Source organism: Type-A symbiont of Plautia stali (assembly GCF_059731155.1).
Genome location: NZ_AP035891.1, coordinates 3,985,793 through 4,011,365, shown reverse-complemented (window position 1 = coordinate 4,011,365; position 25,573 = coordinate 3,985,793). Strand labels below are relative to the sequence as shown.

The 25,573-nt window shown below is 56.7% G+C and carries 29 protein-coding genes and 5 pseudogenes; 16 read left to right on the top strand and 18 right to left on the bottom strand.

Translation table 11 applies throughout. From position 1 onward, the window contains the following. Window positions 1-43: 43 nt before the first annotated feature. Genes tamA through AC6I8M_RS21275 form a run of 3 tightly spaced genes read left to right on the top strand, consistent with a single transcriptional unit; the run spans window position 44 to window position 5,906 of the window. Window positions 44-1,783: an autotransporter assembly complex protein TamA gene (tamA, locus tag AC6I8M_RS21285; RefSeq protein WP_010617982.1), complete on the top strand. Its 1,740-nt coding sequence runs from the start codon at window positions 44-46 to the stop codon at window positions 1,781-1,783. After that, window positions 1,780-5,550: an autotransporter assembly complex protein TamB gene (gene tamB, locus AC6I8M_RS21280; RefSeq protein ID WP_010617981.1), complete on the top strand. Its 3,771-nt coding sequence runs from the start codon at window positions 1,780-1,782 to the stop codon at window positions 5,548-5,550. The genes tamA and tamB overlap by 4 nt, the downstream gene beginning before the upstream one ends. Before the next feature lie 2 nt (window positions 5,551-5,552). Beyond that, window positions 5,553-5,906 (top strand): gamma-glutamylcyclotransferase family protein, encoded by a 354-nt coding sequence (locus AC6I8M_RS21275; protein ID WP_010617980.1) that lies wholly within the window; start codon window positions 5,553-5,555, stop codon window positions 5,904-5,906. An 80-nt stretch (window positions 5,907-5,986) separates the two neighbouring features. Here the strand turns inward: AC6I8M_RS21275 and ppa are convergent, their stop codons facing one another. The 16 genes and pseudogenes from ppa to AC6I8M_RS21195 all read right to left on the bottom strand — a co-directional run bounded on the left by ppa (window position 5,987) and on the right by AC6I8M_RS21195 (window position 15,449). Then, window positions 5,987-6,517 carry an inorganic diphosphatase gene (gene ppa, locus AC6I8M_RS21270; RefSeq protein WP_010617979.1) on the bottom strand — a complete coding sequence of 177 codons (531 nt, stop codon included), beginning with the start codon at window positions 6,515-6,517 and terminating at the stop codon, window positions 5,987-5,989. A 100-nt stretch (window positions 6,518-6,617) separates the two neighbouring features. Then, window positions 6,618-7,067 carry a DUF441 domain-containing protein gene (locus AC6I8M_RS21265; protein WP_010617978.1) on the bottom strand — a complete coding sequence of 150 codons (450 nt, stop codon included), beginning with the start codon at window positions 7,065-7,067 and terminating at the stop codon, window positions 6,618-6,620. Between the two features lie 67 nt (window positions 7,068-7,134). After that, window positions 7,135-7,496, bottom strand: a pseudogene (locus AC6I8M_RS21260) (lysozyme inhibitor LprI family protein). Window positions 7,497-7,531: 35 nt separating this feature from the next. Continuing rightward, window positions 7,532-7,924, bottom strand: a pseudogene (locus tag AC6I8M_RS21255) (hypothetical protein); the annotation flags it as partial. Window positions 7,925-8,177: 253 nt separating this feature from the next. Next, complete coding sequence (locus tag AC6I8M_RS21250) at window positions 8,178-8,552, bottom strand: Mor transcription activator family protein (protein ID WP_498013374.1); 375 nt, start codon at window positions 8,550-8,552, stop codon at window positions 8,178-8,180. Beyond that, complete coding sequence (locus AC6I8M_RS21245; RefSeq protein ID WP_498013375.1) at window positions 8,546-8,968, bottom strand: gp16 family protein; 423 nt, start codon at window positions 8,966-8,968, stop codon at window positions 8,546-8,548. Before AC6I8M_RS21245 ends, AC6I8M_RS21250 begins: the two co-directional genes overlap by 7 nt. Before the next feature lie 136 nt (window positions 8,969-9,104). Then, complete coding sequence (locus AC6I8M_RS21240) at window positions 9,105-9,284, bottom strand: hypothetical protein (RefSeq protein ID WP_022547326.1); 180 nt, start codon at window positions 9,282-9,284, stop codon at window positions 9,105-9,107. 246 nt (window positions 9,285-9,530) lie between these two features. Then, window positions 9,531-9,701 carry a hypothetical protein gene (locus AC6I8M_RS21235; protein WP_010617120.1) on the bottom strand — a complete coding sequence of 57 codons (171 nt, stop codon included), beginning with the start codon at window positions 9,699-9,701 and terminating at the stop codon, window positions 9,531-9,533. Beyond that, window positions 9,698-10,228 carry a host-nuclease inhibitor Gam family protein gene (locus AC6I8M_RS21230; protein WP_010617119.1) on the bottom strand — a complete coding sequence of 177 codons (531 nt, stop codon included), beginning with the start codon at window positions 10,226-10,228 and terminating at the stop codon, window positions 9,698-9,700. The genes AC6I8M_RS21235 and AC6I8M_RS21230 overlap by 4 nt, the downstream gene beginning before the upstream one ends. 32 nt (window positions 10,229-10,260) lie before the next feature. Continuing rightward, window positions 10,261-10,491, bottom strand: coding sequence for a hypothetical protein (locus AC6I8M_RS21225; RefSeq protein WP_010617118.1), 231 nt, complete (start codon window positions 10,489-10,491; stop codon window positions 10,261-10,263). A 2-nt stretch (window positions 10,492-10,493) separates the two neighbouring features. Next, window positions 10,494-10,796: an HI_1482 family protein gene (locus tag AC6I8M_RS21220; protein ID WP_010617117.1), complete on the bottom strand. Its 303-nt coding sequence runs from the start codon at window positions 10,794-10,796 to the stop codon at window positions 10,494-10,496. An 11-nt stretch (window positions 10,797-10,807) separates the two neighbouring features. After that, window positions 10,808-11,962, bottom strand: a complete 1,155-nt coding sequence (locus tag AC6I8M_RS21215) for an AAA family ATPase (protein WP_498013376.1) — start codon at window positions 11,960-11,962, stop codon at window positions 10,808-10,810. 12 nt (window positions 11,963-11,974) lie between these two features. After that, window positions 11,975-13,763 (bottom strand): annotated as a pseudogene (locus AC6I8M_RS21210) (integrase catalytic domain-containing protein). After that, the gene (locus tag AC6I8M_RS21205; protein WP_498013377.1) at window positions 13,763-14,713 is read right to left on the bottom strand and encodes a DUF3102 domain-containing protein; all 951 of its coding nucleotides are present in this window, start codon (window positions 14,711-14,713) and stop codon (window positions 13,763-13,765) included. The pseudogene AC6I8M_RS21210 and the gene AC6I8M_RS21205 overlap by 1 nt, the downstream one beginning before the upstream one ends. Window positions 14,714-14,725: 12 nt before the next feature. Next, window positions 14,726-15,046: a helix-turn-helix domain-containing protein gene (locus AC6I8M_RS21200; protein ID WP_022547321.1), complete on the bottom strand. Its 321-nt coding sequence runs from the start codon at window positions 15,044-15,046 to the stop codon at window positions 14,726-14,728. 58 nt (window positions 15,047-15,104) lie between these two features. Next, a complete protein-coding gene (locus tag AC6I8M_RS21195; protein ID WP_498013378.1) occupies window positions 15,105-15,449 on the bottom strand; it encodes a helix-turn-helix domain-containing protein in 345 nt (114 codons plus the stop codon). A 30-nt stretch (window positions 15,450-15,479) separates the two neighbouring features. Between AC6I8M_RS21195 and AC6I8M_RS21190 the strand changes: the two genes are divergently transcribed. Continuing rightward, window positions 15,480-16,511 carry a helix-turn-helix domain-containing protein gene (locus AC6I8M_RS21190; protein WP_498013605.1) on the top strand — a complete coding sequence of 344 codons (1,032 nt, stop codon included), beginning with the start codon at window positions 15,480-15,482 and terminating at the stop codon, window positions 16,509-16,511. Between the two features lie 29 nt (window positions 16,512-16,540). On the opposite strand, the gene AC6I8M_RS21185 is transcribed toward AC6I8M_RS21190, so the two are convergent. Together AC6I8M_RS21185 and AC6I8M_RS21180 are read right to left on the bottom strand one after the other, a co-directional pair. After that, window positions 16,541-16,681, bottom strand: a complete 141-nt coding sequence (locus AC6I8M_RS21185) for a hypothetical protein (protein ID WP_498013466.1) — start codon at window positions 16,679-16,681, stop codon at window positions 16,541-16,543. 11 nt (window positions 16,682-16,692) lie between these two features. Beyond that, a pseudogene (locus AC6I8M_RS21180) lies at window positions 16,693-17,049 on the bottom strand (DNA adenine methylase); the annotation flags it as partial. Between the two features lie 337 nt (window positions 17,050-17,386). Here AC6I8M_RS21180 and AC6I8M_RS21175 point away from each other — a divergent pair. The 12 genes and pseudogenes from AC6I8M_RS21175 (at window position 17,387) to AC6I8M_RS21120 (ending at window position 25,539) form a co-directional block, all read left to right on the top strand. Continuing rightward, window positions 17,387-17,680, top strand: coding sequence for a putative holin (locus tag AC6I8M_RS21175; protein ID WP_022547386.1), 294 nt, complete (start codon window positions 17,387-17,389; stop codon window positions 17,678-17,680). Between the two features lie 2 nt (window positions 17,681-17,682). Then, a complete protein-coding gene (locus tag AC6I8M_RS21170) occupies window positions 17,683-18,321 on the top strand; it encodes a transglycosylase SLT domain-containing protein (protein ID WP_051588504.1) in 639 nt (212 codons plus the stop codon). Beyond that, the gene (locus AC6I8M_RS21165; RefSeq protein ID WP_498013465.1) at window positions 18,314-18,898 is read left to right on the top strand and encodes a hypothetical protein; all 585 of its coding nucleotides are present in this window, start codon (window positions 18,314-18,316) and stop codon (window positions 18,896-18,898) included. Before AC6I8M_RS21170 ends, AC6I8M_RS21165 begins: the two co-directional genes overlap by 8 nt. Window positions 18,899-18,932: 34 nt before the next feature. After that, the gene (locus AC6I8M_RS21160) at window positions 18,933-19,256 is read left to right on the top strand and encodes a hypothetical protein (protein WP_022547389.1); all 324 of its coding nucleotides are present in this window, start codon (window positions 18,933-18,935) and stop codon (window positions 19,254-19,256) included. A 2-nt stretch (window positions 19,257-19,258) separates the two neighbouring features. Beyond that, complete coding sequence (locus AC6I8M_RS21155) at window positions 19,259-19,570, top strand: hypothetical protein (protein ID WP_022547390.1); 312 nt, start codon at window positions 19,259-19,261, stop codon at window positions 19,568-19,570. A 2-nt stretch (window positions 19,571-19,572) separates the two neighbouring features. Next, window positions 19,573-20,124: a DUF3486 family protein gene (locus tag AC6I8M_RS21150; RefSeq protein ID WP_022547924.1), complete on the top strand. Its 552-nt coding sequence runs from the start codon at window positions 19,573-19,575 to the stop codon at window positions 20,122-20,124. Next, on the top strand, window positions 20,121-21,437 hold the full coding sequence (locus tag AC6I8M_RS21145; protein ID WP_498013604.1) for a phage terminase large subunit family protein: 1,317 nt from the start codon (window positions 20,121-20,123) through the stop codon (window positions 21,435-21,437). The genes AC6I8M_RS21150 and AC6I8M_RS21145 overlap by 4 nt, the downstream gene beginning before the upstream one ends. Next, window positions 21,437-22,898: pseudogene (locus tag AC6I8M_RS21140) on the top strand (DUF935 domain-containing protein). The gene AC6I8M_RS21145 and the pseudogene AC6I8M_RS21140 overlap by 1 nt, the downstream one beginning before the upstream one ends. Continuing rightward, the gene (locus tag AC6I8M_RS21135; RefSeq protein WP_498013463.1) at window positions 22,882-23,715 is read left to right on the top strand and encodes a phage head morphogenesis protein; all 834 of its coding nucleotides are present in this window, start codon (window positions 22,882-22,884) and stop codon (window positions 23,713-23,715) included. Before AC6I8M_RS21140 ends, AC6I8M_RS21135 begins: the two are co-directional and overlap by 17 nt. A gap of 96 nt (window positions 23,716-23,811) precedes the next feature. After that, window positions 23,812-24,447, top strand: coding sequence for a baseplate assembly protein (locus AC6I8M_RS21130; protein ID WP_022547399.1), 636 nt, complete (start codon window positions 23,812-23,814; stop codon window positions 24,445-24,447). Next, window positions 24,437-24,979 (top strand): phage tail protein I, encoded by a 543-nt coding sequence (locus tag AC6I8M_RS21125; RefSeq protein WP_022548472.1) that lies wholly within the window; start codon window positions 24,437-24,439, stop codon window positions 24,977-24,979. The genes AC6I8M_RS21130 and AC6I8M_RS21125 overlap by 11 nt, the downstream gene beginning before the upstream one ends. Window positions 24,980-25,026: 47 nt before the next feature. Further along, the gene (locus AC6I8M_RS21120) at window positions 25,027-25,539 is read left to right on the top strand and encodes a tail fiber protein (RefSeq protein ID WP_498013841.1); all 513 of its coding nucleotides are present in this window, start codon (window positions 25,027-25,029) and stop codon (window positions 25,537-25,539) included. The last annotated feature ends 34 nt before the right edge of the window (window positions 25,540-25,573 follow it).

The window sequence follows — 25,573 nt, the reverse complement described above, 5'->3', positions numbered from 1 at the left end:
CGCCCCTGCGGAATAGGGGCAGGCATTATTAACAGGAGTACGCGTGCCGCGATTTCATGCTTATTGCTTGGCCAGCCTGCTGCTTGCCGCACCTGCTGTTGAGGCAGCCAAAGTGCGACTGCAGCTGGAAGGCCTGACCGGGGAATTACAGAAAAACGTCAGGGCGCGCTTGTCCACTACCGGCAGTGACGAGGTGTCGAACGACGGCAGTTTCCAGGCGCGCGTGGCTGCCGCGATCAAAGAAGGTCTGCGTGCGCTGGGCTATTACGAGCCGCAGATCGACTTTGAGTCACGTCCGGCACCGCCGCAGGGAGGGCGTCCGGTGCTGATTGCCCGCGTCACCGCCGGTGAGCCGGTGAAGATTGGCGGCAGCACCATCGTGGTGGAAGGCGCGGCAAAAGACGATCCTGATTATCAGGCGTGGGTGAAACAGGGCAGGCCGAAAGTCGGCAGTCAGCTCAATCACGGCGACTACGATAAATTCAAAAACGGCTTCTCCAGCCTGGCGCTGCGTAATGGTTACTTTGACGGTGACTTTAAGCAGAGCCAGCTTGGTGTCTCGGTAGAACGGCGCTTAGCGTTCTGGGATATCGACTACGACAGCGGCCCGCGCTATCGCTTCGGCGATGTCAGCTTTGAAGGCTCGCAAATCAACGAAGCCTATCTGCGCAATCTGGTGCCGTTCAAAAAGGGCGATCCCTACAGCTCGCGCGATTTGGCCGAACTCAATCGTCGCCTCTCCGCCACCGGCTGGTTTAATTCTGTCGTCGTGGCACCCGAGTTCGATAAAGGGCGCCAGACTAAAGTGCTGCCGCTCAGCGCCGCCGTGTCGCCGCGCGTGGAGAACACCATCGAAGCCGGTGTCGGTTACTCGACGGACGTCGGACCGCGGCTGAAAGGCACGTGGAAAAAGCCGTGGATCAACGACAGCGGCCACAGCCTGACCTCCAGCGCCTATATCTCCGCGCCGGAGCAGCAGCTTGATCTCAGCTATAAAGTGCCGCTGCTGAAAAGCCCACTGGAGCAGTACTACACCTTCTCCGGCGGCCTGAAACGCACCGATCTCAACGACACCAAATCGGACAACACTACGCTGGCGATGTCGCGTAACTGGGACAGCAGCTCCGGCTGGCAGCGCGCGGTTAACCTGCGCTGGAGTCTCGACCACTTTACTCAGGGCAATGTCACCAACACCACCATGCTGCTCTATCCGGGCGTCAGCCTGAACCGCACCCGTTCGCGCGGCGGCCTGATGCCGACCTGGGGCGATTCACAGCGCTACTCGGTAGACGTGTCGGACACCACCTGGGGCTCGGACGTCGACTTCCTGATTCTGCAGGCGCAGAACGTGTGGATCCGCACGCTGGGCGAGAAGCATCGCTTTGTGGCGCGCGGTAACCTTGGCTGGATTGAAACCAACGACTTCGAAAAAGTGCCGCCCGATCTGCGCTTCTTCGCCGGCGGTGATCGCAGCATTCGCGGCTACAAATACGAAGATATCTCGCCGCGCGATGACGAAGGCAAACTCACCGGTGCCTCAAAGCTGGCCACCGGCTCGCTCGAGTATCAGTACAATGTCTCTGGCAAATGGTGGGGCGCGGTATTCGTCGACTCCGGTGAAGCGGTCAACAACATCAAGCAGAGTAATGTTAAAACCGGTGCAGGCTTCGGCGTTCGCTGGTCTTCTCCGGTAGGGCCGATCAAGTTTGATATCGCGCGCCCGATTGGTGACGACAAGGAGCATGGATTGCAATTTTATGTAGGACTGGGGCCTGAACTATGAAGCTGTGGAAAAAGGTCCTGATCGGTATCGGTATTTTCATGCTGGTGCTGTTGGCCAGCGTGGCGTTTCTGGTGGGCACCACGCCCGGATTGCATCTGTTGTTTAAAAGTGCCGATCGCTGGGTGCCGGGCTTGTCGATCAATAAGGTGGAAGGCGGCTGGCGCGATCTGACGCTGAGCGGCGTGAAGTACCAGATGCCGGGCGTCAGCGTGGATGCCGGGCGCTTCCATCTGGCGCTCAACCTCAACTGCCTGCTGCACTCCTCGGTGTGCGTGAACGATATCGCGCTGCAGGACGTCAGCGTGGTGGTCGACAGCAAAAAAATGACGCCCGCCAGTGCGCCGCCGCCGGAAGAGGAGAGCGGCAGCAGCAATCTCAGCACACCATACCCGATTACCCTGAGCCGGGTCAGCCTGCATAACATCAACGTAAAAGTCGATGACACCGCCATTTCGCTGCTCGACTTCACCAGCGGCCTGCAGTGGCAGGATCGCGCGCTGACGCTCAATCCCACCCATATCCAGAGCCTGCTGATCGCGCTGCCGAAGGCGGCGAAAGTGGCGGACGAACAGGTGGTGCAGCCTAAAGTGCAGCTGCCGCAGCCGGATGAGAAACCGCTGGGCGAAACGCTGCAGGCGATGTTTGCCGAGCCGCTGCTGCCGGCACTGCCGGATTTCCAGCTGCCGCTCGACATCAACGTGCAGCAGCTGTTGGGTGAGCAGTTGCGCATCACCGGCGATACGGATGTGGCGATTACGCGTCTGTTGCTGAAGGCCAAAACCACCGACCGGCATGTGCAGCTGGAGACCTTTGACATAGACTCGCCGCAGGGGCAGCTCAACGCCAGCGGCGATGCCCGGCTGGCGGATAACTGGCCGGTCAATGTTGTGCTCAACGGTTCGCTGAATCTCGATCCGATTAAAGGCGAGAAGATCAAACTGAACCTCGCCGGGGCGATGCGTGACGAGCTGAAGCTGGGCCTGAATCTCTCCGGACCGGTGCGCGCCCAGCTGGACGCCGCCGCGCAGCCGGCGGTCGCCGGTCTGCCGCTGTCACTCAAACTCACCAGCCCGCAGCTGCGCTGGCCGCTGACCGGTCCGGTGCAGTATCAGGCGGATAATCTCGACTACCAGTTCAGCGGCAAAGCCACCGACTACGTGATGTCGCTGCGCACCGCGGTGAAGGGCGAAGCGGTGCCGCCCGCCACCATTACGCTGGACGGTAAAGGCAACGTGCAGCAGTTCAGCCTGGATAAACTGCGCGTGGCGGCCCTACAGGGCAACATTGACCTCAGCGCGCTGGTGGACTGGAGCAAAGCCATCAGCTGGCGCAGCGAACTGACGCTGGCGGGCATCAATACCGCTAAACAGTATCCTGACTGGCCGGCGAAGCTTGACGGTAAAATCACCACGCGCGGCAGCCTGTACGGCGGTAGCTGGCAGCTCAGCGTGCCGCAGCTGGCGCTGAAGGGCAATGTGAAGCAGAACGCGGTGAGCGCCGAAGGCACGCTGACCGGCAACAGTTACAATCAGTGGAAAATCCCCGGCATTGACATCGCGCTGGGGCGCAACCATCTCGACGTGAAGGGCGAACTGAGCGACGCGCTAAATCTGGACGCCAGTGTCGATGCGCCGCATCTGGATAACGCGCTGCCGGGCCTGGGCGGCGTAGCCAAAGGCACCATCAAGGCGCGCGGTACGCTGCAGGCGCCCCAGCTGCTGGCCGATCTTACCGCCAGCGGCCTGCGCTGGCAGCAGCTGCAGATCCGCTGCGTCACGCTGCAGAGCGATGTGAAATCCAGCGATCAGGTCGCCGGTAAACTGCAGCTGCGCGTGGAGCAGCTACAGCAGGACGCGCTTAAGATCAGCCTGCTGACGCTCAACGCCGACGGTAACGAGAAGCAGCACCAGCTGAAACTCAACGTGCAGGGCGAGCCGGTCTCCGGCCAGCTGGCGCTCAACGGCAGCTTTGATCGCCAGACGCAGCGCTGGCAGGGCAATCTCAACAATACGCGTTTTGACACGCCGGTGGGCGAATGGCGCCTGACGCGCGCGATGACGATTGACTACCTGAACAGCAAACAGAGCGCCACCATCGGGCCGCACTGCTGGCAAAACCCCAACGCGCAGCTGTGCGTGCCGGAGCCGATCGAGGCCGGTGCCAGCGGTCATGCGCACGTGGTGCTGAACCGCTTCGATCTGGCGATGATCAAGCCGTTCCTCACCGATGCCACCCAGCTGAACGGCGTATTCAGCGGTGATGCGCGCGTTAACTGGACCGCCGACGGCGCGCTGCCGACCGGCACGGTGTCGCTTAAAGGAAACGGCGTAAAAGTGGTGCAGGATGTGCAGGGGAATAACCTGCCGATCGCCTTCGACACGCTCAACCTGAATGCGGCGCTGCGTAACGGACGCGCGCAGCTCGACTGGCTGATTCACATCGTTAATAACGGTCAGCTGAGCGGCAACGTGCAGATCGCCGCTCCGGAGAATCGCCGCCAGCTGTCAGGCAACATCGGCATCAGCAACATTTCGCTGGCGATGCTTAATCCGGCGCTGATGCAGGGCGAGAAGATCAAAGGCAACCTCAACAGCAATCTGCGTCTCGGCGGCACGCTGCAGCAGCCGCAGATCTTTGGTCAGCTCGGGCTGAGCGATGTTGATGTGGATGGCAGCTTTATGCCGGTCGATCTCACCTCGGCCAATCTCAATCTAGTGTTTAACGGCATGAGTTCCACGCTCAACGGCCTGATCCAGACGCAGCAGGGTAACCTCAATCTGGGCGGCAACGCGGACTGGAGCCAGCTGGATAACTGGCGCGCGCGCGTTACTGCGCAGGGTAGCCGTATTCGTGTTACCGTTCCGCCGATGGTGCGGATGGACGTTTCGCCGGACCTAGCGTTTGAAGCCACACCGGCGGCGTTTAATCTTGACGGCAAGGTTGATATTCCGTGGGCGCGCATTACGGTGCAGGAAGTGCAGGAGAGCGCTACCGGCGTGTCGTCGGATGAGGTGATGCTGGATGAGAACCTCAAGCCGATTCAGCCGAAAACCGCCGCGATCCCGATCAACAGCAATCTGGTGATCCACGTCGGCAACGATGTGCGCCTCTCGGCCTTTGGCCTGAAAGCGCGCCTCAATGGCGATCTCAAACTGGTGCAGGATAAAACCGGCCTGGGCTTAAACGGACAAATCAATATTCCTTCCGGCCGTTTCCACGCGTATGGTCAGGATCTGATTGTGCGTAAAGGTGAGCTGCAGTTCGCCGGTCCGCCGGATCAGCCGTACGTCAACCTAGAGGCGATTCGTAACCCGGAAGCCACCGAGGATGATGTGACAGCCGGTCTGCGCGTCAGCGGGCTGGCCGACGAGCCGAAGGTGGAAGTCTTCTCCGACCCGGCGATGTCGCAGCAGGAGGCGCTGTCTTATCTGTTACGCGGTCAGGGACTCAGCAGCGATGGCGACAGCAATGCCTTAACCTCGGCGCTGATTGGACTGGGGGTTGTACAAAGTGGTCAGGTTATGGGTAAAATCGGCGAGGCCTTCGGCGTCAGTAACCTTGCGCTTGATACCACCGGTGTCGGCGACAGCCAGCAGGTGCAGGTGAGTGGTTATGTGCTGCCGGGTCTGCAGGTAAAATACGGTGTTGGCATATTTGATTCACTGGCGACGCTCACTTTGCGTTATCGCCTGATGCCCAAACTCTATTTGGAAGCCGTGTCGGGTCTCGATCAGGCACTGGATTTGCTCTATCAGTTTGAGTTTTAGCAATGCGAATAATTGTCTACGGCAGTTTACGGCGCAAACAGGGAAATAGTTATTGGATGACCAATGCGCAATGGCTCGGCGACCATCAGATTGAAGGGTTTGCGCTCTACAATCTCGGTCACTATCCGGGCGTGGTTGAGGGAGACGGCACGGTGTACTGCGAAGTGTATCGCATCGACGCCAGCACCCTCGGCGAGCTGGATGCCTTGCGCAGCAAGAACGGCAAGTATAAGCGCCAGCTGATCCAGACGCCCTACGGCAGCGCCTGGCTGTACGTGTATCAGCGTTCGATTGCCGGTCGCACCCGCATCGCGAGTGGCGACTGGTTACGGCGCGATGACGCCGCAGAAGCGTAAATAAAAACACCGCCCAGTGGGCGGTGTTTTTTTATCTGCCGATCGCCATACATAGCGATGCGGCAGCGCTGACAGAAAACTTATTTCTTCTGTGCGCGCTCGAAAGAGGAGATGATTTCAGCTTTAGCCGCTTCCACGTTGTCCCAGCCGTCAACCTTCACCCATTTGCCTTTTTCCAGATCTTTGTAGTGCTCGAAGAAGTGGGTGATCTGCGCTTTCAGCAGTTCTGGCAGGTCGTTCACATCTTTAATGTGATCGTACTCTTTGCTCAATTTGGTGTGCGGAACCGCTACCAGTTTGGCATCTTCACCTGATTCGTCGGTCATCTTCAGCACGCTCACCGGACGGCAGCGGATTACTGAACCTGGCTGCAGCGGATACGGGGTTGGCACCAGCACGTCAACCGGGTCACCATCCAGAGACCGCGTGTGGTTGATGTAACCGTAGTTGCACGGATAGAACATGGCGGTAGACATGAAACGGTCTACAAACAGGGCGCCAGACTCTTTGTCCACTTCATATTTGATCGGATCGGCGTTGGCCGGGATCTCGATGACGACATAGATATCTTCTGGCAGATCTTTACCTGCAGGCACCTGGTTCAAACTCATCTGGCTTTCCTTCATTAGTCGTAAGTTGAGTGACGGCTATTATAGCCAACTGACTCTGAAAGTATGCGCCCTTTTTGGCGTTTCGGAATGGTCCAGCAGGCTACTTCGTGGTGACAAACAGCGACACAATCCCTGCCGCGATCAGCGGCCCGACCGGCACGCCGCGAAAGAACGCCACACCAATCACCGTGCTAATCAGCAACCCGCCAATCACCGACGGCTGCACGCTCATTAAACTGACGTCGCGACCGCTGAGCCAGGCAACAAACACGCCAACGATAATCGCCACGATTGATTGCCAGTTAGCAAAGGATTTCAGCAGCGACGAGGCCGGCAGCGTGCCGCTTGCCAGCGGTGCCATGACGGCCACGGTGAGAATAATGATACCAATCTGGATGCCCTGCTTTTCGACGTAGGGAAAGAACTGTGCCAGCGGCGTGAGCTTAATCACCAGCAAGATGAGAATCGAAATGGTGACGGCGCTGTTGTGGACGAAGTAGCTCAGGATGGCGAGGCAGATAAGAATGAGGGGCGAGGCGTAGGCAGCCATGGTTTCTCCGTGAATAATGGGCGCGCTGACCGTGGCCAGCGCTAAGCGTGTTTAACGCTCCCATTTATCAACAATCATCGGGATTGGCGCAACTGCCTTTGTTGATTGCAGCATCAGCGCTTGGTTGCGCACCAGACTAACGCCCTGCGCGCCCACTGACAGCGCCGCCATGGAGCCCTGACTGCTGAGGAAATAGCTGCGGCTGGCATCGGTCCAGCTATCACGGTAGGCCAGCCAAGCGCGCTGCGCATTGCGCAGTTTGTCTTTGGGCTCACCGGTTAATTTCTTCATCAGCTGGCTATATTGCGCATTCATCTCTTTGTCCCATGCCTTATTGGCCGTGCTGTAGCACTGTGACATGCCGGCAGTGCTGGACTCTTTATTCAGGCATTGATTGAGCTGCTGATCGATAGGGTTTTGCTGTGCCATTGCCACGCTGGACGCGAACAGACAGGCAAGCGGAAGCCATTTTTCAGGTAAACATAGACTTCCGAAACATAGTAGCCACGCTGGTCAAACATCCTCTGCCAGGCAGAGTGGGTGCTGTCAGACCACGATATATCATATTTCCGCAGGAGGCCATACATCCATTTCTTGCCGTATTTGCGCCAAACCGAACCTGCAATAAAAGCAGAGATAACAGCCGGAACAGATGCTATGTAGGTGTTGAACCCCAACCACACTGCTGAATGATAAAGCCCGGCGGGTAAAAGACAAAAGACCAGGGTCGTAAACGTGATATCAACAGGCTTATGGTGCTGTTTCAAGCCAACATTGGCAATAAAATAACCGATGTAGCCAGAGGCCAGTGTTACCAGAGTTGCCCAGGGCAGATTCAGCAGCGATGCCTCTATCATTCAATCCTCCTTCGCCTCGTGTTGCCAGGACTCATTAGTGCTTTCTCGCAGAACATTCTTGTATACATATGGCAAACAGACTAGTAAACACCTTTAATGACGTTGAGGATTTTACCCTCATTGCACAACAAGTGATGAATCGAGCATATGAAATATTCTTCTATTGTCTGGTTAGCATTAAACCAATACTCACTATCTGGTGTACAGGTTATGTTTTTCTCTCCGACGTTTCACTGTGTGAAACAAGAAACAGTCATCGAGGCGGCTTATCTTCATCTTCAAACAGATTGCCCTGGATGCGGGCCAGTTCTTCTTTTTTAACCCGTTTGACTACCGAATAAATCCACTGTAACGAGACTTTGTATTTACGCGCCAGCGCGTGGTGGTTATGGCCGTTGAAGTCAGCAAATATCTCCCGGTCACGCTGATTAATTTTCCACATCAACCCCATTGGAAAATAGACATTTTGCCCGCCCCAGACCGCCATCATCTGACTGGCGACGGCATCACCTATCTGGCTGGCGACAGCAGGGTCAACATCGATAATCTGCCTGACAGTCTGGGCGGTGTGTTCGGCCAGCTCAACCAGTAACTCCGGCCCTTTGCTACGAAAGGTATTCTCTAGCATGATGCTGCCCTCGCCACGCGCTTTTGCCACTGCTTGAGTTTCTCGATAACCTGGCTGGCCTGTTGGCTGTCCAGCCAGTAAGGCGAATCACAGCCGGTTTCCCGTTTAACAAAGTGGGCCAGGGCTGTTGCTGACGCATCACGGACAATGCCCTCCTGGGCCATTGCCTGCCACAGGGCCTGCATTTTCTGGAGTTGCGGACGGTCGGTCTGCTTTTTTGTATTGGCTTGATGGGGCTGGATACGGAAGCCTTGTGTCTTCAGGGCGTTTAACACCTGCGCCAGTTGACCGGGATTCAGGGCTTTTGCCGATGTTTTCCCCGTCAGCCTGTGCAGCATCTGGCGGTAAGTCGCGTCATCCAGTTTGAGCTGGTGGGCGGCAATATGGATTAACTGCAGGTACTTTTGTCGGGTCATCGGTGACGTCCTTTATCGTTGTGGTCGGGGTCAGGTTTCCTTATGCGGTGAGCAAAAAATAATCCTTCGGGGTTTGAAGGATTATAAAATGAATGGCGTTATTATACAATTGAATGGTTTACATGCCGCTTTTCCGCTATGACTTCTTCACGCAAATCGCCCTGGCATCAATATCCCTGAAGGTTTCAAATTTTTTCGCAAACAGTCTGGCGGCCTGCTGACAGGCGGTTGCCGTGTCAAAATCCTGTGTATGCAGGGAGGAAAAAACATTATCGCTATAAGGACTGGCGTACATGGCCAAAATTAATATCCACATGGCGATGTCCTCCCCGTTAACCGGCGGGTTTATTGTGAGTGTGTGGCGTTGATGGCGAATTTGTCGTGATACCTTTTAGTGGCACGACATCCCAGTTAAGTATCCAGGCGCTATAAGGCTGTCCGCAGTGTGGGCAGGCCAGCAGCAGGTCAATTCCCCACTCGCCGCTTTCCGGTTGCTGGATAATCCGGGCCTGGGCAGGATTCAGGTGACGGGTTGCCTGATGGCAGCTGATGCAGGTAATGCTCATAACGGGTTTTCCTTATCTGAGTCGACGATGAGTCCGGCCAGTATCCCGAAGGCATGTTGAAATTCACAATACGCGGCGGCAGAATGGTCTGCCCGCAGGTGATGCATGGCGCGGTTTATGTGCCTTTCAATCTGGCGGCGCAGAGGTTTTATTTTCTGATAGCTCATGAGGTCACCTCCTGCCCGAAGGGCGTAATAATGAAATCCTCAAGCTGGTGATGAAAGGTAATGCCGCGAATATTAAGGGGCCTGATGGTATCCTGATTTTTTAGCAGGGCATTTTTATCCACCTGTGCCTTGCGAATAATGCAGTGGTGTTGCCCGTTTTCTTCCAGCGCCTGCAGGATATCGTCCATTCCTTTTAGCGAAACGGATGGCGGGCGGTTACGCCATGACACCTCGCCGGTTATCAGGTTGGCGGTTTTGGTTTTGCCGTTTTGGGTAAGCTCCTCCCGGTTGGCCTCGCACCAGGTCTGGATACCTTTTTGCAACAGGGTGATGCGGGCCTTCATGGCTTCAATATCAGCCGCATGCTGATGCGTTAATCGTGCAATTTCATCATTAATCTGCGTCTCCAGTCGGGTCATTTCCCGCTGGATATCGCCCAGATTTTTAATATCGCTTATCACCTGCTCACGAGTTTGCGGGGTGCAGGCACCCGCCGCGGCTTTAAGCCGCGTTATTTTCTTTGCCATCTTTTTTACCTTTTAATTAACAACGTCGGGAATTAAACGCGCTCGAAAATAATGTCTTCAGGGGCGTCAGTGTGTTGAATATGCTCAAATAAATTCATGTGGTATCGGGCCGCTATTTCACCAAGACGCTGGTCTTGTTCATTAAAATCACGGCAGTTTTCGCAAATCGATAAATAGGTTTCATAGTCCTGTTCGGTAATATCCACGGTTTTTGCCAGATAAACCGATTGTCGTGCGGTAATACGGACAGGGCGTGTTTTCATGATTAACGTACCTCCCAGGTGATTCGGCAGTTATCTTGCAGGAACTGGTATTTTTCCCAGCGGCCCTGACGGTCAGTACCCAGGGCATAGCGAACGGCATGGCCCTTTTGATGTAAGGCATCACACCGTCGGTCATGCCGCAGGATAATGGTCGGACGGCTATAGCCATCAACGGTAAACTGACTGACGGTAAAGCCCTCCTGGCTGAGTTTGTCCATCACCGACAGGCATTGCCTGAACTGCTGCTGGATGGCCTGGTAGGTCATCGCTGACGGGTTTTTAATGGTCACGGCGGGGTTCAGCATAAAAGCCTCCTTTAATGCACACTGTGAATAATATTGGCGTCGATAACCGGGATGGCGTTCTCGGCGGCCAGGTTCATGGCGTCGGTCACCAGATTGCCGACAGCGAGCGGGTAAAGCAGGCTGACCGGCGTGTCTTTTTTCGGGCGCAGCCAGCTCAGGCGTTGACGCAGTGCCGGTATCGCGTCCGGGCCGAGAACGTTGTTCATGTCGCCACCGACGCGTTTAAACCTGAAATCAAGAAAGTCGCTCAGGTGTTCATCCAGCGGCGGCAGGTCAATGACCTCGCAGCGCTGTACCACTTCCCTGACCGCTAACAGGCGCTCGGATAACTTGTCGCCCAGCTCGGGTTGTCCCAGCAGGACGATGGACAGCAGTTTTTTAAAACCGTCTTCCAGCTCAAAGAAGCGTTTGAGGTGCTTTAAGGTCGGGATGGGCAGGCAATGGGCTTCTTCAGTCACCAGCACATGGCTGTACCCGGCACGGCTGCTCTCTTTTAATAGTCGGTGTAACTGACGGAAGCGGGCTTCGGGTGAGCGTTTGAGTTTTTCCAGTGGGGCCAGGGTGTGGACAATAGCCTCGGCGAGACTGGCGGCTTTGAGGGTCTTGCCCTGATGGTCGTTGTCTTCCATCGCCAGCACGTAGGGTTCAATCACCACCACCGGGGCGTTTTCCCGATAAATGCGGTCAGTCAGGTCACGACGCAGGGTACTTTTACCCGAACCGGATTCCCCGATAACCGCGATAAAGCCGCCATAGCGGGCGGTCTGGTACAACGCCTCGCGCACATAACGGCTTTCAGGGGTTAAAAACACATCTTCATGACCCTGTACCGCGTTGTCATCAAACGGGGCGCGAAACAGCCCAAAATGCTTTTTGGTGGCAGGCAGTAATACCTGTTTTTTGAGTAACATGGTGTCCTCCTCGTTGCTGGGTGGTGTGTGCTTTTCCCTGCCGCCGGACGTAACCCCGTCAAAGCAGTCGTCCGTCGCGATACCCTGGTCACGTAACCAGGCCCGGATACGGTGTTTTAGCGCGTCGGTGTCCTGTTTCGGCCACTGGTGGTGATTGACTATCTGCGCCAGTGTCGCCCCGGAAAGGTCAAGCGCCCGGGCCAGTGCTGCCTGTGTCAGATTGTGTTGTTGTAACAGGGTTTTCAGTTTCAGCATGATGGCCTCCCGTTAACCGTGACTGGCCAGGGGGACCACCACCCCGGTGGACTGGGCCATCAGTTCATCACCCAGCGCGTCGACCTGGTCGGCGGGGATGCCGTCCGGGAAGCGCTGGGTCAGCGTGGTGTAAAATTCACTGCGCCAGGTCTTGCCCGCCGCCTGAAAACGCGCACGCAACTGTTGAACCACCACGACCGGGTTTAATCGCTCTTCAAAACGCGGGGCACAAACCGTGGAGACCTGCCCCTGTCTGGGGAGGTAAATCGGTGGGGTATCGCGTTCATTATCAAGATAAGGGTTAAAGCGACCGCCCAGTGGCAGCGCCCTGGCTTTTTGCGCGGCAGCGGTTTCCCCCGGTGTGGTGGTTGCCATACAGGGTCTGCCCGACTTCCGCCAGATGGTGTTGCGCCGTGGTGTGGGGTAATGCCCTGAACGATTCGCCGGGTGTCGGGCTGTTGAGGTCAAAGCCGTAGTCGTCTTTCGCCACTTCCGGCATCCGGCAAAAGACTTCCAGTCCGTTCTCATTCATCATGACCACCTGCGCTTTACTGTCGCGCCAGGGGTTGCGCACTATCTGTACAGTGTCGCCCACGCAAATGCCGGGGACTTGCCGTACATCGTATTCACTCCCCCTGAACGACACGCGAAGGTGAGTGCTGACCTTACGGTTTTCCGGCAGACTCACCGCCAGTTCGCGGCAGACGTCAACAGGCGGTGCCTTGATTAACTGTCCAGGGGTAATACGCAGCCAGCAGTCGGTGCGGGTCATGCCGGTACGTCGGTGGATGGCGGTACGGTTGTATTTTTTACGCCATAACCCGACCAGGCGGTTGAGTTCATCAATATTATCGACTTGCACAAACCGCAGACCGGATTCAAAATGGCACTCGAGAATGTCACGCGCCTTTTCCACTGAGCCGGTGGCGCGGGCATTGCCGGCTTTATGGGCGATAAGCTGAATACCGAGGGTTTGACACAGGTTGCGCAGGGTGGACGAGACCAGCGCGCAACCGGGGTCGGTATAAAGGATGCGCGGCACGCCATGCAGGACGTCGGCCCCACCGCGCTCCTGCATGGCATTAATCAGTACATCGGTAAAGTTTTGTGTCGTTTCGCCGCCGAAGCGGTACTCGGCGTAAATCCAGCCGCTGGTATGGTCAGTCAGCTCAAATGACCAGACGCGGTCGTTAACAATGCGGTCGAGATTTTTTGGCTTGTTCTTGTTAAATTCCGCCTCACTCATCATGTGCAGGCCGGTGTCACGAGTCGTGCTCCGCTTGCCTGGGTTTTTCAGGTAATAAAGCACACACAGCGACGCATCCAGTTGCCAGACATGATTGGGATGGTTGGTTTTTAGCTGGACGCAAGGGGCAGGCGCGCCTAACTGGCTGGGGTGCAGGCGGTAACGGTACAGCGCCCGGCTGATGGCATCCACCGACAGGGGGTACCACTCGCCGGTCTCGTTATCAGTATACCCGGCATGAATCAGGTTGTTCGCCCGCAGGTCATTAACCGCCTGCTCCAGGCTGTAAAGGCGTTTGCCGTTCTTGCGATGCGAGGCCATCATCACGCCGGATATCTGCAGGGCTTCCTCACGGGTCAGGGCACTGGTGCCACAATCCACCCGCTGCCTGCGCGGCGGTTTATAGCTCACCTGTTTAATTTTTCGCAGCAGTGTGGCTCTGGAAATGCCGAGTGCCTGGCAACCTGTCTGATAAACAGCGTCTTTGCCGCCATGCCCGGCTTTTTCGGCAGCCTGGGCAATCGCCAGTATGCGTTCGGTCAGGATGGGGTTCATTACTCCACCTCCTCGCCGCTATCCTGTCCGGTACCGCGTAAATGTTCAGGTAACTGAAAATCCGCGTCTTCTGCCTCTGCATCGGCGTTTACCCAGTCAGGTACGGTCTCTGACGGGGCGTGATGGGGCAGTGTAAAATCACTGCGTAACACATTGATTTCAAACTCAATATCATTAAGCAGGCCCGCTAAATAGTCGGCGTGGGACGTGATATCACCACTGTGACTACTCAGTTTTTCCAGCCCTTCCCGAAAGCGGCCCATTAATATGGCTTTAACATCAAAGCCCACCAGGCCAATCTCTTCACGGAGCTGACGTATTCCCTCTTCCCCTAATGGGCGATGCTGATCGAGCAGGCGTTTTTCGCTCAGTTCATTGAACTTTTGATCTTTCTCATTGGCCAGGCGGCGGCTGGCTTTAAGTGACTCTTCCGTTTCACGCAGTTTTGCCCTAAGTTCCCGCACCGACATGCGGTCAACCTCATCGAGCGTCAGGCCCGCGATGGTGCCGCCTTCGGCCAGTTCGGCGAGGTCTTCGTCGTCTTCGGTCATCAGTTCAAAGAGCTTAGCTTTACCTAAACTCGCTAACGTTAGCGAGTTTTTCTGTAACAATGGTGATGTATATTTCAAAGCTGCTTTCATTATCGAATTTGCAGTTCTATGAGCCATTCCTAGTTTTTCAGTAACTATCTTAGTAAACTCCCCATGCGGCTCATTCTCTTTAAGAATAATCAGTCGCTTCCCCGCCTCCAGCATGGCTTCGGCACTCTGTGCCATATAGAAGCGCGCCTCATGCACAATACGTTCTCTTTCATAGGGCAGGCCTTCGCCGTACCTGTCCATAATCGCCTGCTGATGTTCAGCCAGGGCGTTAAGATTGTTCATTAAATCCGGCGACAGGGGCTGTTCGGGGGTGATTTCAGCCGTTATCGGTAACGCTTTTCTACCCATGATTTTTTCCTCTTACGGTTTTGACGGTGAGGCTACGCAGCGACCCCGTCGTTCTGCCATCCTGATTTGCGCCCGTTCGGTTTCATCAAAAAAAGCCAGGGCAATCTGTATCAGTTCTTCACTCAGGGCGTAATTCCCGTTGAGGCGCCGTTCAACCATGCCCTCTTCCATTAAAAACGGCAGGGTGCGACTGATATTGGCGGGTGAGTCATTGATAAGCGTCGCCAGGGCTTTATTGGACAGACCCTCGCGGTAATGCCCCTTCATGGCTTTCAAAATACGCAGCGCCCGCCGTGTGCGTGAAGAAGCATGGAGCGATAAGGTGTTTTTCATCGGAGAGCCTCTTTTTCATTAATGGAAATTATGTTACCGTCAGTGAAACGGGCGAATGTTATTTTTTATAGCGCTTTTTACCTGATGGCATGGGTTTTCCCATTATCTGTTCAATAGCCTGTTTAATTTTGCGCGCTTCCCCGCGCCAGCCCTGGCAGGAGCCATCAAGCAGCATGTATACCTGATAAGGTTTAAAGCCGGATTGGCGTGCCCATGCCGCCACCGTCGGATAGTCCTGATAGACGCGGTCATAAAAATTTCGCTTAAAGTCGGCGGGGTGTTGTAGTGACATTGTTTTGCCTCCGTCATAAAAAGTTAAAAATAAACATACCAATACATGCGAAATAATGTAAAGTCTTTTTTTGTCTGTTTTTGTATATCTCTTATCACCATTAAAAATCACTGGCTGTTATCGGCCTAGAAGGAGACCTGTATGGCAAAGAAAAAAGCGGCAACCAGCCTGTCTGTAACTACGGCGGACAATATCACGATTGCGGGGGGGGCAATTGCATACCCTGAAAAAAAGGCAGAAAACAGCGCCCAACAGGAGGTGATGGCGCGTTTCGGAGATGGCTTACCCTATGAAAGAGAACGTATTGTGCATGAGGCGCGCTTCTATATGGCACAGAGTGCCGAAGCCATGCTGGAGGCGGGGAAGCGACTGATTATTCTTAAAGAGAATGAGCCGCATGGGGAGTTTACTAAGATAGTTACTGAAAAACTAGGAATGGCTCATAGAACTGCAAATTCGATAATGAAAGCAGCTTTGAAATATACATCACCATTGTTACAGAAAAACTCGCTAACGTTAGCGAGTTTAGGTAAAGCTAAGCTCTTTGAACTGATGACCGAAGACGACGAAGACCTCGCCGAACTGGCCGAAGGCGGCACCATCGCGGGCCTGACGCTCGATGAGGTTGACCGCATGTCGGTACGGGAATTGCGGGCAACATTGCGTAAAGATGAAGCGGCGCTCAAGCGCAGCCAGCAACTGGTGGCCGAAAAAGAGAAGCAGTTGCAACAGTTAAGCCAGCAACTGACCGATAAAACCTTTCCGTCTGCCGCGAGCGATAAGCAGGCTCCGCTCGATACCCAGCAGTGGGTGACACTGACACTCGAAGGGGTGGGTGACCGTCTCAAATCCGAGCGCCTGCGGCTGGGGCTCAGTCAGGAAAGCTTCGCTGAACGGTGCGGGGTTAAAAAGCTCACCCAGTACAACTATGAAAAAAGTGAGCGACATCCTGATGCGGGCTACTTAATCGCGGCGAAAGCGTTAGGCGTCGACCTTCTTTATGTGATGACCGGGGAGCGCAGCGATGAAGCCAGTGCGCTCGATGTGGTGCGCGATGAGGAAGAGGCAGAGGTATTAACTGCCTTTCGACATATTCCCGGCGAAACCCGCGAAGTGGCTAAACGCACCCTGACGGCAATGGCAGAGAAAAAAACCGCCCGCCGCCGCGCATGACGCATCCCTCTCCGTTGCAGCGGAGAGGGTTATTTGACGGTAATAATCAGCTCGCGCCGTTGTGTGGGCTGATTGATGTTGAGATTATACCGAATCGGCACGCTCTGCATCTCGAACCCCTGAAACACTGCCCGCATCTCAGGAATATCATTGACGGAAACAATCATCATCCCGGCTAAATCCCGTCCCATACCCGCCAGTTTTTCATATAGAAACGTGCCGCCCGCTGGATATCGGTCAGGGTCTCGGTCGGGGTTATTTTCAACCAGTGGTACATCGCCCGGCTGACCAGCGCCCATTTAAACTGGCGCATAAACTCTTCCAGATGGTGTTTCAGCACCCGGTAGAGATTGACCAGCTCGCCGTTGATATCGTTAATCACTTCCACTTTGCTGGGTGACTTCATAAAGAAGAGCGCCGCTGCGCCACAAAACGGCTCCACGTAGCAGGTGTGCGCCGGGAAGCGCGGTAAAATCTGTTTCGCCAGCCGCCGTTTACCGCCTGCCCAGGGCAGTATCGGTAAAAAATGTTGCTGCATTGTCTGTCAGCCTGTTTCACTCATGGAAATTAAGGTAGACTCTTTCCTGTCCTCGAGGACGAAAAGCGCCACGGTTGACTCACAGGTGATGTCTGTGTGTTGACGGCCTGTCCGGTGTTAGCGCACCGGGTGGGTCGCGCTTTTTCCCTTGCCCCATTCGGGGCAATTGCTGAGGATAATCTAACCACGCCCTGCCATTCCCACTAGTAAACCGCTTTAAAAGCGGTTGGCGCACCGCCCTGTCACACTGTCGGCCTGATTCTCAGGGAGAGTGTGATGAAAATCCGAAAAAAACTGACCTTGACCCCCTTTAAAACCCCCACGCCTCGGCGGCTGGTTGCTCACTGCGGCTGGTCTGTTGCTGGTGATTGGCCTGGTCTCGCCGCAGCAACTGCCGGTGGTGCTCTACAAGCTGGCCTTGATCACCCTGGCGGCGGTGGTCGGTTACTGGCTTGACCGTTCGCTGTTCCCCAGGGCTCGTCCCGGTCAATACCTGCACCATGACCACCCGGAGGTGGCACAGGGTCGACATCCGGTACGCGGCGGCTGCCATCAGGTGTTTGCCGCCGCCCAGTTGCGCCGGGCAGTGATTGTGGCCGCAGTGTGTCTGAGTGTGGCGATGGGGTTATGACCATGAACCGCTATCAACGTCCGCAGGGCGACCCCAGATGGCTGTTATTCCTTTTGCTGATAGTGCTCCTTGGTGGCGCGCTTGATGCCGATGCGGCGCGTCCCCCACAAGCGGCACTGCCATACCGGACTGAGCTGATACGTAACGCCCGTCTGGTGTGGGGGCTTGATGCGCCGGTGGCGGATTTTGCCGCCCAGATTGAGCACGAAAGTGGCTGGCAGCCGGCTATCACCAATCGCATCGGGGCGCAGGGGCTGGGGCAGTTTATGCCTGCGACCACGGACTGGATTGGGGAGGTGATGCCGGAACTGGCCGCCAAAGCGCCGCTTAATCCCGGCTGGAGCCTGCGGGCAGTGGTGAGTTTCGACCGCTGGCTATGGCAACGCCTGTCGGCGGTGAATGCGTGTGAGCGCATGGCGATGACGCTCTCGGCCTACAACGGTGGCCTGGGCTGGGTACAGCGTGACCGCCGCCTGGCAGAACGTCAGGGGGTCGATGGCAGGCGCTGGTTTGACAGCGTTGAGCGGGTCAATGCCGGACGTAGCCTGACCGCCTGGCGTGAGAATCGTCATTATCCGCACCGTATTTTACATGCCCTGGCACCGCGTTACCTGACCTGGGGAGGGGCAAGCTGTGTTTAGTGCAGTCAGCCTGAAAAGCCCCGGCGGAGTGCTGGTAATGGCGCTGTTGTCGGGTATCTGGTGGCACGGCTACACGCAAGGCGCAGGTCGCTCAACCGAACGGTGCGCGGCAACCCTCAGTCAGCTGCGCGAGACGTTTGCCATGCAGGAAAAACAGCGCGCCGGGCAGGCCGCGCAAACCCTAAATGCCCTGCAGCAGCGTTTCATCCATCAGGTGAAGGTGGCGCATCAGGCCGAACAGCGCTACCTGAATCGCATTGCACAGCTTCATGACAAAACCCAACACTTAACCCGGCGGATAGATGACGTTACCCAACACTGGCAGGATGAAAAAGGTCAGGCTCATACTGTGGCCTGCGTATTTACTCGTGGCTTCGTGCAGCACTACAACGCCGCCCTCGGGCTGTCAGACGTTGACGGTTCAGTCCCTGCCACCCTTACCGGCGGTACTGGCAACACGACCCGGTCAGCTGAGACCCCTGGCGAGCGACACACCCCGAGTCCAGTTACCCAGCGCGATATCCTCGCCAATATCACCGACAACGGGCAACAGTGCAGGTCTGGCGGGCACAGGTAAACGGATTGCTGGATTATATTGAAGGATCACAACCATGACATTACAGGTCGATTTCTGGGTACTGGTAAGCTATCTGTTTGGGCTGGCGGGCTTTCTCGCGGGGCTGGCACGCTGGTTTATCCGGGAGACCGAAAAGCGTCAGGCCGAACGGTTTGCTTCGCTGGAGCGGTTGATGCGTGAGGCGTCCGACAAAGGCTCACGCCTTGAGCGCGAGGTGCTGGAATTCAAAGTGGAGGTGCCGGAACGTTATGTCCGGCGCGACGAATTTATTCATTATCAGCAGGTGGTGGAGTCACGGCTTGACGCGATTTACCAGAAGCTGGAAACGATACAACTGCGTCAGGTGGCAGGAGGATAAGGATGACAGAAACCGAACAGGCGCGCCGCGAAGGGCTGCGCTGGGTGTTACTGCAGGTGGTCAACAAGGCACGGCCTTATCCGGCCAATGACCGGCTGCTGTGGGACGTGGGCCACTCGCTCTACCCGGACATGACCATGCTGGAGCTGCAAAAAGAGTTACTGTTCCTTGAGGGCTTAAGTCTGGTTCGCCTGACCCGACCGCCGGCGCGCTCATGGACCGCCACGATGACGCCGGAAGGGGTGAACCAGGTGGAATACGTCACCGACGATATCCCCGGCATTGCCCGCCCCGCCAGATACTGGAGAGAGTGACGATGGCACCGCGCAGTCATATCGATGTATTGCCTCCATCGGTGCGTGAATGGCTCGACCGGGCGCTGACGGAGCGCAATTTCAGTGGCTACCGGGAGCTGGAGACCCTGCTGCGGGATAAAGGGTACAGCATCGGTCGGGCGCAGATTTCCCGCTACGGTCAGAAGGTGCAGCGCCGCTTTGCCGCCATTCGTGAAGCCACCGAGATGGCACGCGTCATTACCGAAGGGGCGGAAGACGACCAGGACAAGCGCTCGGAGGCGATTATCGCCACCATTCAGGCCGATATTCTGACGGCGCTCATCGACGTGCGTGAGGCCAGTGATGAAGAGATGGCGCCCGCAGAGCGTGCGTCGCTCCTGGCCAGGGTGGGCAAAAGCATTGCCACCCTGACCCGCTCGTCGGTCAGTCTCAAACGCTATCAGGCAGAGGTGCGCGATAAAATTGCCGCCCAGCTGGATGTGCTGGAGCTGGAAGTCAAAAACAACGACGGCCACGTCAGCCTGGAAACCGTGCAGCGTGTCCGTCAACAGATTTACGGGATCATCCAGTGAGCGCGGCACTGGAGCTTTACCCTTACCAGCAGCGCTGGCTGCTTGACCGGCCGCGCTTTAAAATCGGCCAGTTTGCGCGCCAGACCGGCAAAACCTTTACCACCACGCTGGAGCTGGTTGATGACTGTTTTGAGACCGAGGCCCGTGGCGGTCGCACCCGCTGGGTCATTCTCTCGCGCGGGGAACGCCAGGCCAAAGAGGCGATGGAAGAAGGGGTCAGAAAGCATTGTCAGGCGTACGGTCTGGCCATCCGTGAAATCGAAGGCAGCGTGAAAGGCTCGGGCAGCGAGCGTTACACCCTGCTGGAGGCAGTGCTGCCCGGCGGCTCACGCATTACCGCACTTCCCGCCAACCCCGATACGGCGCGCGGCTTTGCCGCCAATGTGTTTCTCGATGAATTTGCCTTTCATGCTGACAGCCGCAAAATCTGGGCCGCGCTGTTTCCGGTGATATCAAACGGCTACAGGCTGCGCGTCACCTCCACCCCCAATGGCAAGGGCAACAAGTTTTATGAGCTGATGACCGACCCGTCGCTGGACAGCGTCTGGTCGCGCCATCGGGTCGACATTTACCAGGCGGTCAAAGACGGCCTGCCACGGGATGTAGCCGCCCTCAAACAGGCGCTCAATGATGAAGACGCCTGGGCGCAGGAATTTGAACTGCACTGGCTGGATGAAGCCGCCGCCTGGCTTTCCTATGACCTGATTGATGGCGTAGAGCACCCGCAGGCCGGCAAGCCTGAGCACTATAACGGCGGTCCCTGTTTTGTCGGGGTCGATATCGGTCTGCGCCATGACCTGTTTGTGATATGGGTGATTGAACAGGTGGGCGATGTGGTCTGGACACGCGACATCATTACCCGCAAGCGTGCCCCGTTTGCCGAGCAGGATGCGCTGCTCGATGCGGTCTTTGCCCACTACCGGGTACTGCGCTGCTGCATCGACCAGACTGGTCTCGGCGAAAAGCCGGTGGAAGATGCGAAACGCCGTCATGGCAGCACGCGGGTCGAAGGGGTGTTATTCACGCCTACTAACAAGCTGACGCTGGCGACACGCGGTAAAGAAGTGTTTGAAGACCGCCGCCTGCGACTGCCGCAAGGGGACGGGGCGCTGCGGGCCGATTTGCATAAACTGAAAAAAGTGATGAGTCCGACTGGCGCGCCGCGTTTTGTGGCCGAGAGCGATGCCGCCGGGCACGCTGACCGTGCCTGGGCGCTGTTTTTAGCGCTCAGCGCCGCCGACCAGCCCCACGGCCCGGTGCGCGCTTACTCCTGTTGCCCGCGTCAGGCCTCATCGTTGCTGGAGGGATATTGATGATTATCGATAAAAAAGCGTTGTTCAGTGACATTGCCACCCGCGCCCGCAGTCCGGCGGGCCTGGGACAACTGTTCGGCCATTTACCCAATCCCGACCCGATATTACGCGCCCGAGGCCAGGCGATTAGCGTCTACCGCCAGTTACGCGCTGAGCCGTTGGTGGGTAGCAGTATCCGGCGGCGTAAATCGGCGGTCAAATGCCTGGAGCGCGGACTGGAGCCGGGGCAGGCACCTGCGCCTGTGGTGCGCTTTATTGAACAGACCCTGGCGCAGTGGGACATAAACCGCCTCATCGGCGAACTGCTGGAGGCGGCCTTTTTGGCTATCAACCCGCCGAACTGAGCTGGGCAAAAGACGGGCGCCATCTGGTGATGACCGATGTGGTGGGCAAGCCGCCTGAGTTGTTTACCTTTGATACGGAGAATCGCCTGCGCTTTCAGGCCCCGCAGTCCGGCCTGGCGGGCGAGTTATTACCGCCGCGCAAATTTGTGGTGGCGACGCAAGACGCCACCTTTGATAACCCCTACGGCTTTCCCGACCTGTCAATGTGCTTCTGGCCGGTGACGTTCAAGAAAGCCGGCTGGTCGTTCTGGATGCGCTTTAGTGAGAAGTACGGCACCCCCTGGGTAGTGGGGTATCATCCGCGTAGCCAGGACCAGGCGCATATCAGCCCGCTGCTGCACTCCCTCGAGCAGATGGTGCAGGATGCGGTGGCGGTTATCCCGGATGACAGCAGCATTGAATTCAAGGAGCCCGCCACCAAAGGCGCGTGGAGCAGTCTGTATAAAGACCTGATTGAGATGGCCCGCAGTGAAATTACCATTGCGCTCCTGGGCCAGAACCAGACCACCGAAGCCGAAACCAATCACGCCTCCGCCCTGGCCGGGCTGGAAGTCGCCGCCGATATCCGCGACGGCGATGCGGTGATGGTGATGAGTGCGGTGAATCAGATACTCCGCTGGCTGGTTGAGCTGAACTTTGGTGATGTGCCGGTGCCAACGTGGCGACTGTGGGAGCAGGAGACCATCGATGAGGTGCAGGCCCCTAGCGTGACCAGAGTCTGGCGCAAACGGCAGGCTTTTTCAGCGCGCAATACTATCAGCGTGAATATGGCCTGCAACCCGGCGATTTGCTGATGGAAAGTGCGCCACACGCAACCTCTTCCGCCGCACCGCCGCTGACCTTTGCCGAGGACGAAACAAAGACCGCATCCGAGGCTCAGGCACAGCTTGACCGTGCCCTGGACAGCCTGATGAAAAACGGTACCCTGGACAACACTCTGCAACCGCTGCTGGCCCCGTTATTTGACGCGGTGCAATCCGGTGTGACTCCCCGCGAGCTGATAGCGCAGCTCAGCACACTGTATCCACAGATGCAGGCGGACGCACTCCAGGAGACCTTAGCCCGGGTGATGTTTGTTGCCAGCGTCTGGGGGAGGTTACATGCCGACACTCAATGATAACGCACTGACGGCGCTGTTTAGCCTGCCGCCCAAACGGGTCATTGCTTACCTGAAAGCCAAAGGTTTTACCTTTTCCTGGGACTGGCAGGATGTCTGGCAAGACGCCCATGCGCAGAGTGCGACGGTGGCCAAAGTGACGCGACTGGATATCCTGCAGGACATGTATCAGGCACTGAACACCTCGCTGGCTGAGGGGCAAACCGGGCAGTGGTTTGCCCAGGAATTAACCCCGGTACTGCAGGCCAGGGGATGGTGGGGGCAACAGGAGACCACTGACCCGGTCAGCGGTGAGCCGGTCACTGTACAACTGGGTAGTCCGCAGCGCCTTGAGACGATTTATCGCACCAATCTCACCACCCTGTACAACGCCGGGCGCTGGGCAGAAATGCGGGCGAATATCGCGGCGCGCCCCTACTGGATGTATGTGGCAGTACGGGATAACCGTACCCGCAGAAGCCATCTGGCGCTGCATGGCCGGGTATTTCATGCCGATGACCCGGTATGGCGCGCGCTCTATCCGCCCAATGGCTGGCGCTGTCGCTGCAGTGTGATAGCCCTGTCAGTGCGGGATGTCAACGCGCGTGGGCTAACAGTGGAAACGTCCGGTGACCGTCTGCGCTGGTCGTTGCAGGTGGTCTCGCGCAAAACCGGCGAAATGCGGCCAGTGGCCCAGCTGACACTCGACAATCATACGGTGTTTTCCCCGGATATCGGCTGGTCGTATAATCCCGGTGAAGGGTATCGACCGGACTTAACCCGCTATCAGGGGCCGTTACACACCCTGGCCGTTAACACCCTGGGGAGAGCGGAATGACCGCTACTATTCTGTCGGTTGAGATAACCGATAACGACCTGCAGCGAGGCGGGAACAAAGGGTAACGGCTGGCAACCGGCGCAAATCAGCACCCTGATGGAGGCCATCGATGACGGGGATATCCAGGTGACCAATACCACGCCAAGCGAAGGCGGCTCAGACGCTGAGGACGATGCGCATTTGCGGAGCCGTATTCGCCTGGCTCCGGCGTCCTTCAGTACCGCCGGTTCACGCGAAGCCTATCGTTTTCATGCCATGAGTGCCCATCCGGGGATTTGTGATGTGGCGGTGACCCGCCCGAAGCCGGGGACGGTTAACCTGTATCCGCTGCTGACCAGTGGGCTGCCGGACAAGACGATACTCAGCCTGGTAACGGCGCTGTGCTCGGAAGAGCGGGTACGCCCGCTGAATGATACGGTGCAGGTGCTGGCCCCTGAGAAAGTCGACTATGCGATTAGCGCGCAACTGACCTGTTATGCCAGCCAGCCGGGCGCGCCGGTACTGAAACAGGCGCGGCAGGCCGCCGAGCAGTATGTCGCCCGCCAGGCTAAACAGCTGGGTCGGGATATTGTGCCCAGCCAGATTATCGCCGCCCTGTCCGTCCCTGGCGTTTACCGGGTGCAGCTCAGTAGTTTCAAGACCCTTGAGCCGACGGTACTGGCCGCGCAGCAATGGGCGCATTGTAGCGACATTCAGTTAACCCTGGGCGCGGAGAGTGCTGATGACCGATAACAGCCTGTTACCGCCGCTGCTGGCGGCAGAGAAACATTTTCAGGCGCTGGCGGCACAGGCCGCTTGGTTACAGCAGATTGACCTGACGCCGCTGCTGGTTTACCTGCTGGATATGACCGAGGCGTCGGCCTTGCCCTGGCTGGCAGAGCAGCTGGCGTTAACCGGGGTCAATGGCTGGTCTCTGGCAGAATCGGATGATGCGCGCCGGGCGATGCTGAAATCAGCCATCACGCTGCATCGCTATAAGGGTACCCCCTGGTCGATTCGTGCCATGATACGGGCGCTGGGGTTTGGGGAGGTGACGATAACCGAAGGGGGAGCGGCCCTTAAACCGGAACAGGCGACAGCGTATCCCGATAGCGAGACGCTGGCGGCCTTTGCGCCGGCGCGTAGCGAACTGGTGGCGCTGGATTATACGGCAGTGCCGCTGCGCTATAACGCTCAGACGACCTACCACGGGCGCTATAATCAGGCAGCAGTTAATAGTATGCAAAAACACTTAATCAATAGACGAAAACAGACTACACTGTGACTAAAAAAACCGCCAAGATGGGATCCAGCCCGATGGAGAACGATGAAATGAGCTATTTAAAAGAAACGGCTGCCTGGGAAGAGGATATCTACCAGATAGAGACCTCCGACCCGGTATTGGGTGGGCCAGATGGCATCACCAACCGACCCGCGCGTGAACTGGCGAATCGCACCGCCTGGTTAAAGCAGCAATTAAAAGAGGCGGAAGCGGCGTTAACCGCACATACGCGCTCGAGAAACCACCCGGATGCGAGCGTAAGTGAAAAGGGTTTCGTCAAGCTCAGCAACGCCAATCAGAGCAGCAGTGAAACGGAAGCGGCGACCCCGAAAGCGGTAAAAATTGTCAATGACAGGCTGAACGCGGTGATCGACAGTGCACCCTCAACATTAGACACACTGAATAAACTGGCAAAAGCCATCGACAATAACCCTAAATTTGCTGAAAAACTCAATCAGCTTCTTGAGCAGAAGTTATCAAAAAATGACAACGGCGCCGACATCCCGGACAAAAATCTTTTTTTTAAAAAAACCAAGGTTTTCTTAAATCGGGAATTTAGCTAATATTTTGCCCAAAACCAGCGATGACAAGGCTTTC

What these genes read in the sequence shown, in the direction of transcription:
- tamB (WP_010617981.1), top strand. Translation starts at nt 1,780, where the DNA reads ATGAAGCTGTGGAAAAAGGTCCTGATCGGTATCGGTATTTTCATGCTG.
- AC6I8M_RS21275 (WP_010617980.1), top strand. Translation starts at nt 5,553, where the DNA reads ATGCGAATAATTGTCTACGGCAGTTTACGGCGCAAACAGGGAAATAGT.
- ppa (WP_010617979.1), bottom strand. Translation starts at nt 6,517, where the DNA reads ATGAGTTTGAACCAGGTGCCTGCAGGTAAAGATCTGCCAGAAGATATC.
- AC6I8M_RS21265 (WP_010617978.1), bottom strand. Translation starts at nt 7,067, where the DNA reads ATGGCTGCCTACGCCTCGCCCCTCATTCTTATCTGCCTCGCCATCCTG.
- AC6I8M_RS21250 (WP_498013374.1), bottom strand. Translation starts at nt 8,552, where the DNA reads ATGCTAGAGAATACCTTTCGTAGCAAAGGGCCGGAGTTACTGGTTGAG.
- AC6I8M_RS21245 (WP_498013375.1), bottom strand. Translation starts at nt 8,968, where the DNA reads ATGACCCGACAAAAGTACCTGCAGTTAATCCATATTGCCGCCCACCAG.
- AC6I8M_RS21240 (WP_022547326.1), bottom strand. Translation starts at nt 9,284, where the DNA reads ATGTGGATATTAATTTTGGCCATGTACGCCAGTCCTTATAGCGATAAT.
- AC6I8M_RS21235 (WP_010617120.1), bottom strand. Translation starts at nt 9,701, where the DNA reads ATGAGCTATCAGAAAATAAAACCTCTGCGCCGCCAGATTGAAAGGCAC.
- AC6I8M_RS21230 (WP_010617119.1), bottom strand. Translation starts at nt 10,228, where the DNA reads ATGGCAAAGAAAATAACGCGGCTTAAAGCCGCGGCGGGTGCCTGCACC.
- AC6I8M_RS21225 (WP_010617118.1), bottom strand. Translation starts at nt 10,491, where the DNA reads ATGAAAACACGCCCTGTCCGTATTACCGCACGACAATCGGTTTATCTG.
- AC6I8M_RS21220 (WP_010617117.1), bottom strand. Translation starts at nt 10,796, where the DNA reads ATGCTGAACCCCGCCGTGACCATTAAAAACCCGTCAGCGATGACCTAC.
- AC6I8M_RS21215 (WP_498013376.1), bottom strand. Translation starts at nt 11,962, where the DNA reads ATGCTGAAACTGAAAACCCTGTTACAACAACACAATCTGACACAGGCA.
- AC6I8M_RS21205 (WP_498013377.1), bottom strand. Translation starts at nt 14,713, where the DNA reads ATGGGTAGAAAAGCGTTACCGATAACGGCTGAAATCACCCCCGAACAG.
- AC6I8M_RS21200 (WP_022547321.1), bottom strand. Translation starts at nt 15,046, where the DNA reads ATGAAAAACACCTTATCGCTCCATGCTTCTTCACGCACACGGCGGGCG.
- AC6I8M_RS21190 (WP_498013605.1), top strand. Translation starts at nt 15,480, where the DNA reads ATGGCAAAGAAAAAAGCGGCAACCAGCCTGTCTGTAACTACGGCGGAC.
- AC6I8M_RS21185 (WP_498013466.1), bottom strand. Translation starts at nt 16,681, where the DNA reads ATGATGATTGTTTCCGTCAATGATATTCCTGAGATGCGGGCAGTGTTT.
- AC6I8M_RS21170 (WP_051588504.1), top strand. Translation starts at nt 17,683, where the DNA reads ATGAACCGCTATCAACGTCCGCAGGGCGACCCCAGATGGCTGTTATTC.
- AC6I8M_RS21160 (WP_022547389.1), top strand. Translation starts at nt 18,933, where the DNA reads ATGACATTACAGGTCGATTTCTGGGTACTGGTAAGCTATCTGTTTGGG.
- AC6I8M_RS21155 (WP_022547390.1), top strand. Translation starts at nt 19,259, where the DNA reads ATGACAGAAACCGAACAGGCGCGCCGCGAAGGGCTGCGCTGGGTGTTA.
- AC6I8M_RS21150 (WP_022547924.1), top strand. Translation starts at nt 19,573, where the DNA reads ATGGCACCGCGCAGTCATATCGATGTATTGCCTCCATCGGTGCGTGAA.
- AC6I8M_RS21135 (WP_498013463.1), top strand. Translation starts at nt 22,882, where the DNA reads ATGCCGACACTCAATGATAACGCACTGACGGCGCTGTTTAGCCTGCCG.
- AC6I8M_RS21130 (WP_022547399.1), top strand. Translation starts at nt 23,812, where the DNA reads ATGGAGGCCATCGATGACGGGGATATCCAGGTGACCAATACCACGCCA.
- AC6I8M_RS21125 (WP_022548472.1), top strand. Translation starts at nt 24,437, where the DNA reads ATGACCGATAACAGCCTGTTACCGCCGCTGCTGGCGGCAGAGAAACAT.
- AC6I8M_RS21120 (WP_498013841.1), top strand. Translation starts at nt 25,027, where the DNA reads ATGAGCTATTTAAAAGAAACGGCTGCCTGGGAAGAGGATATCTACCAG.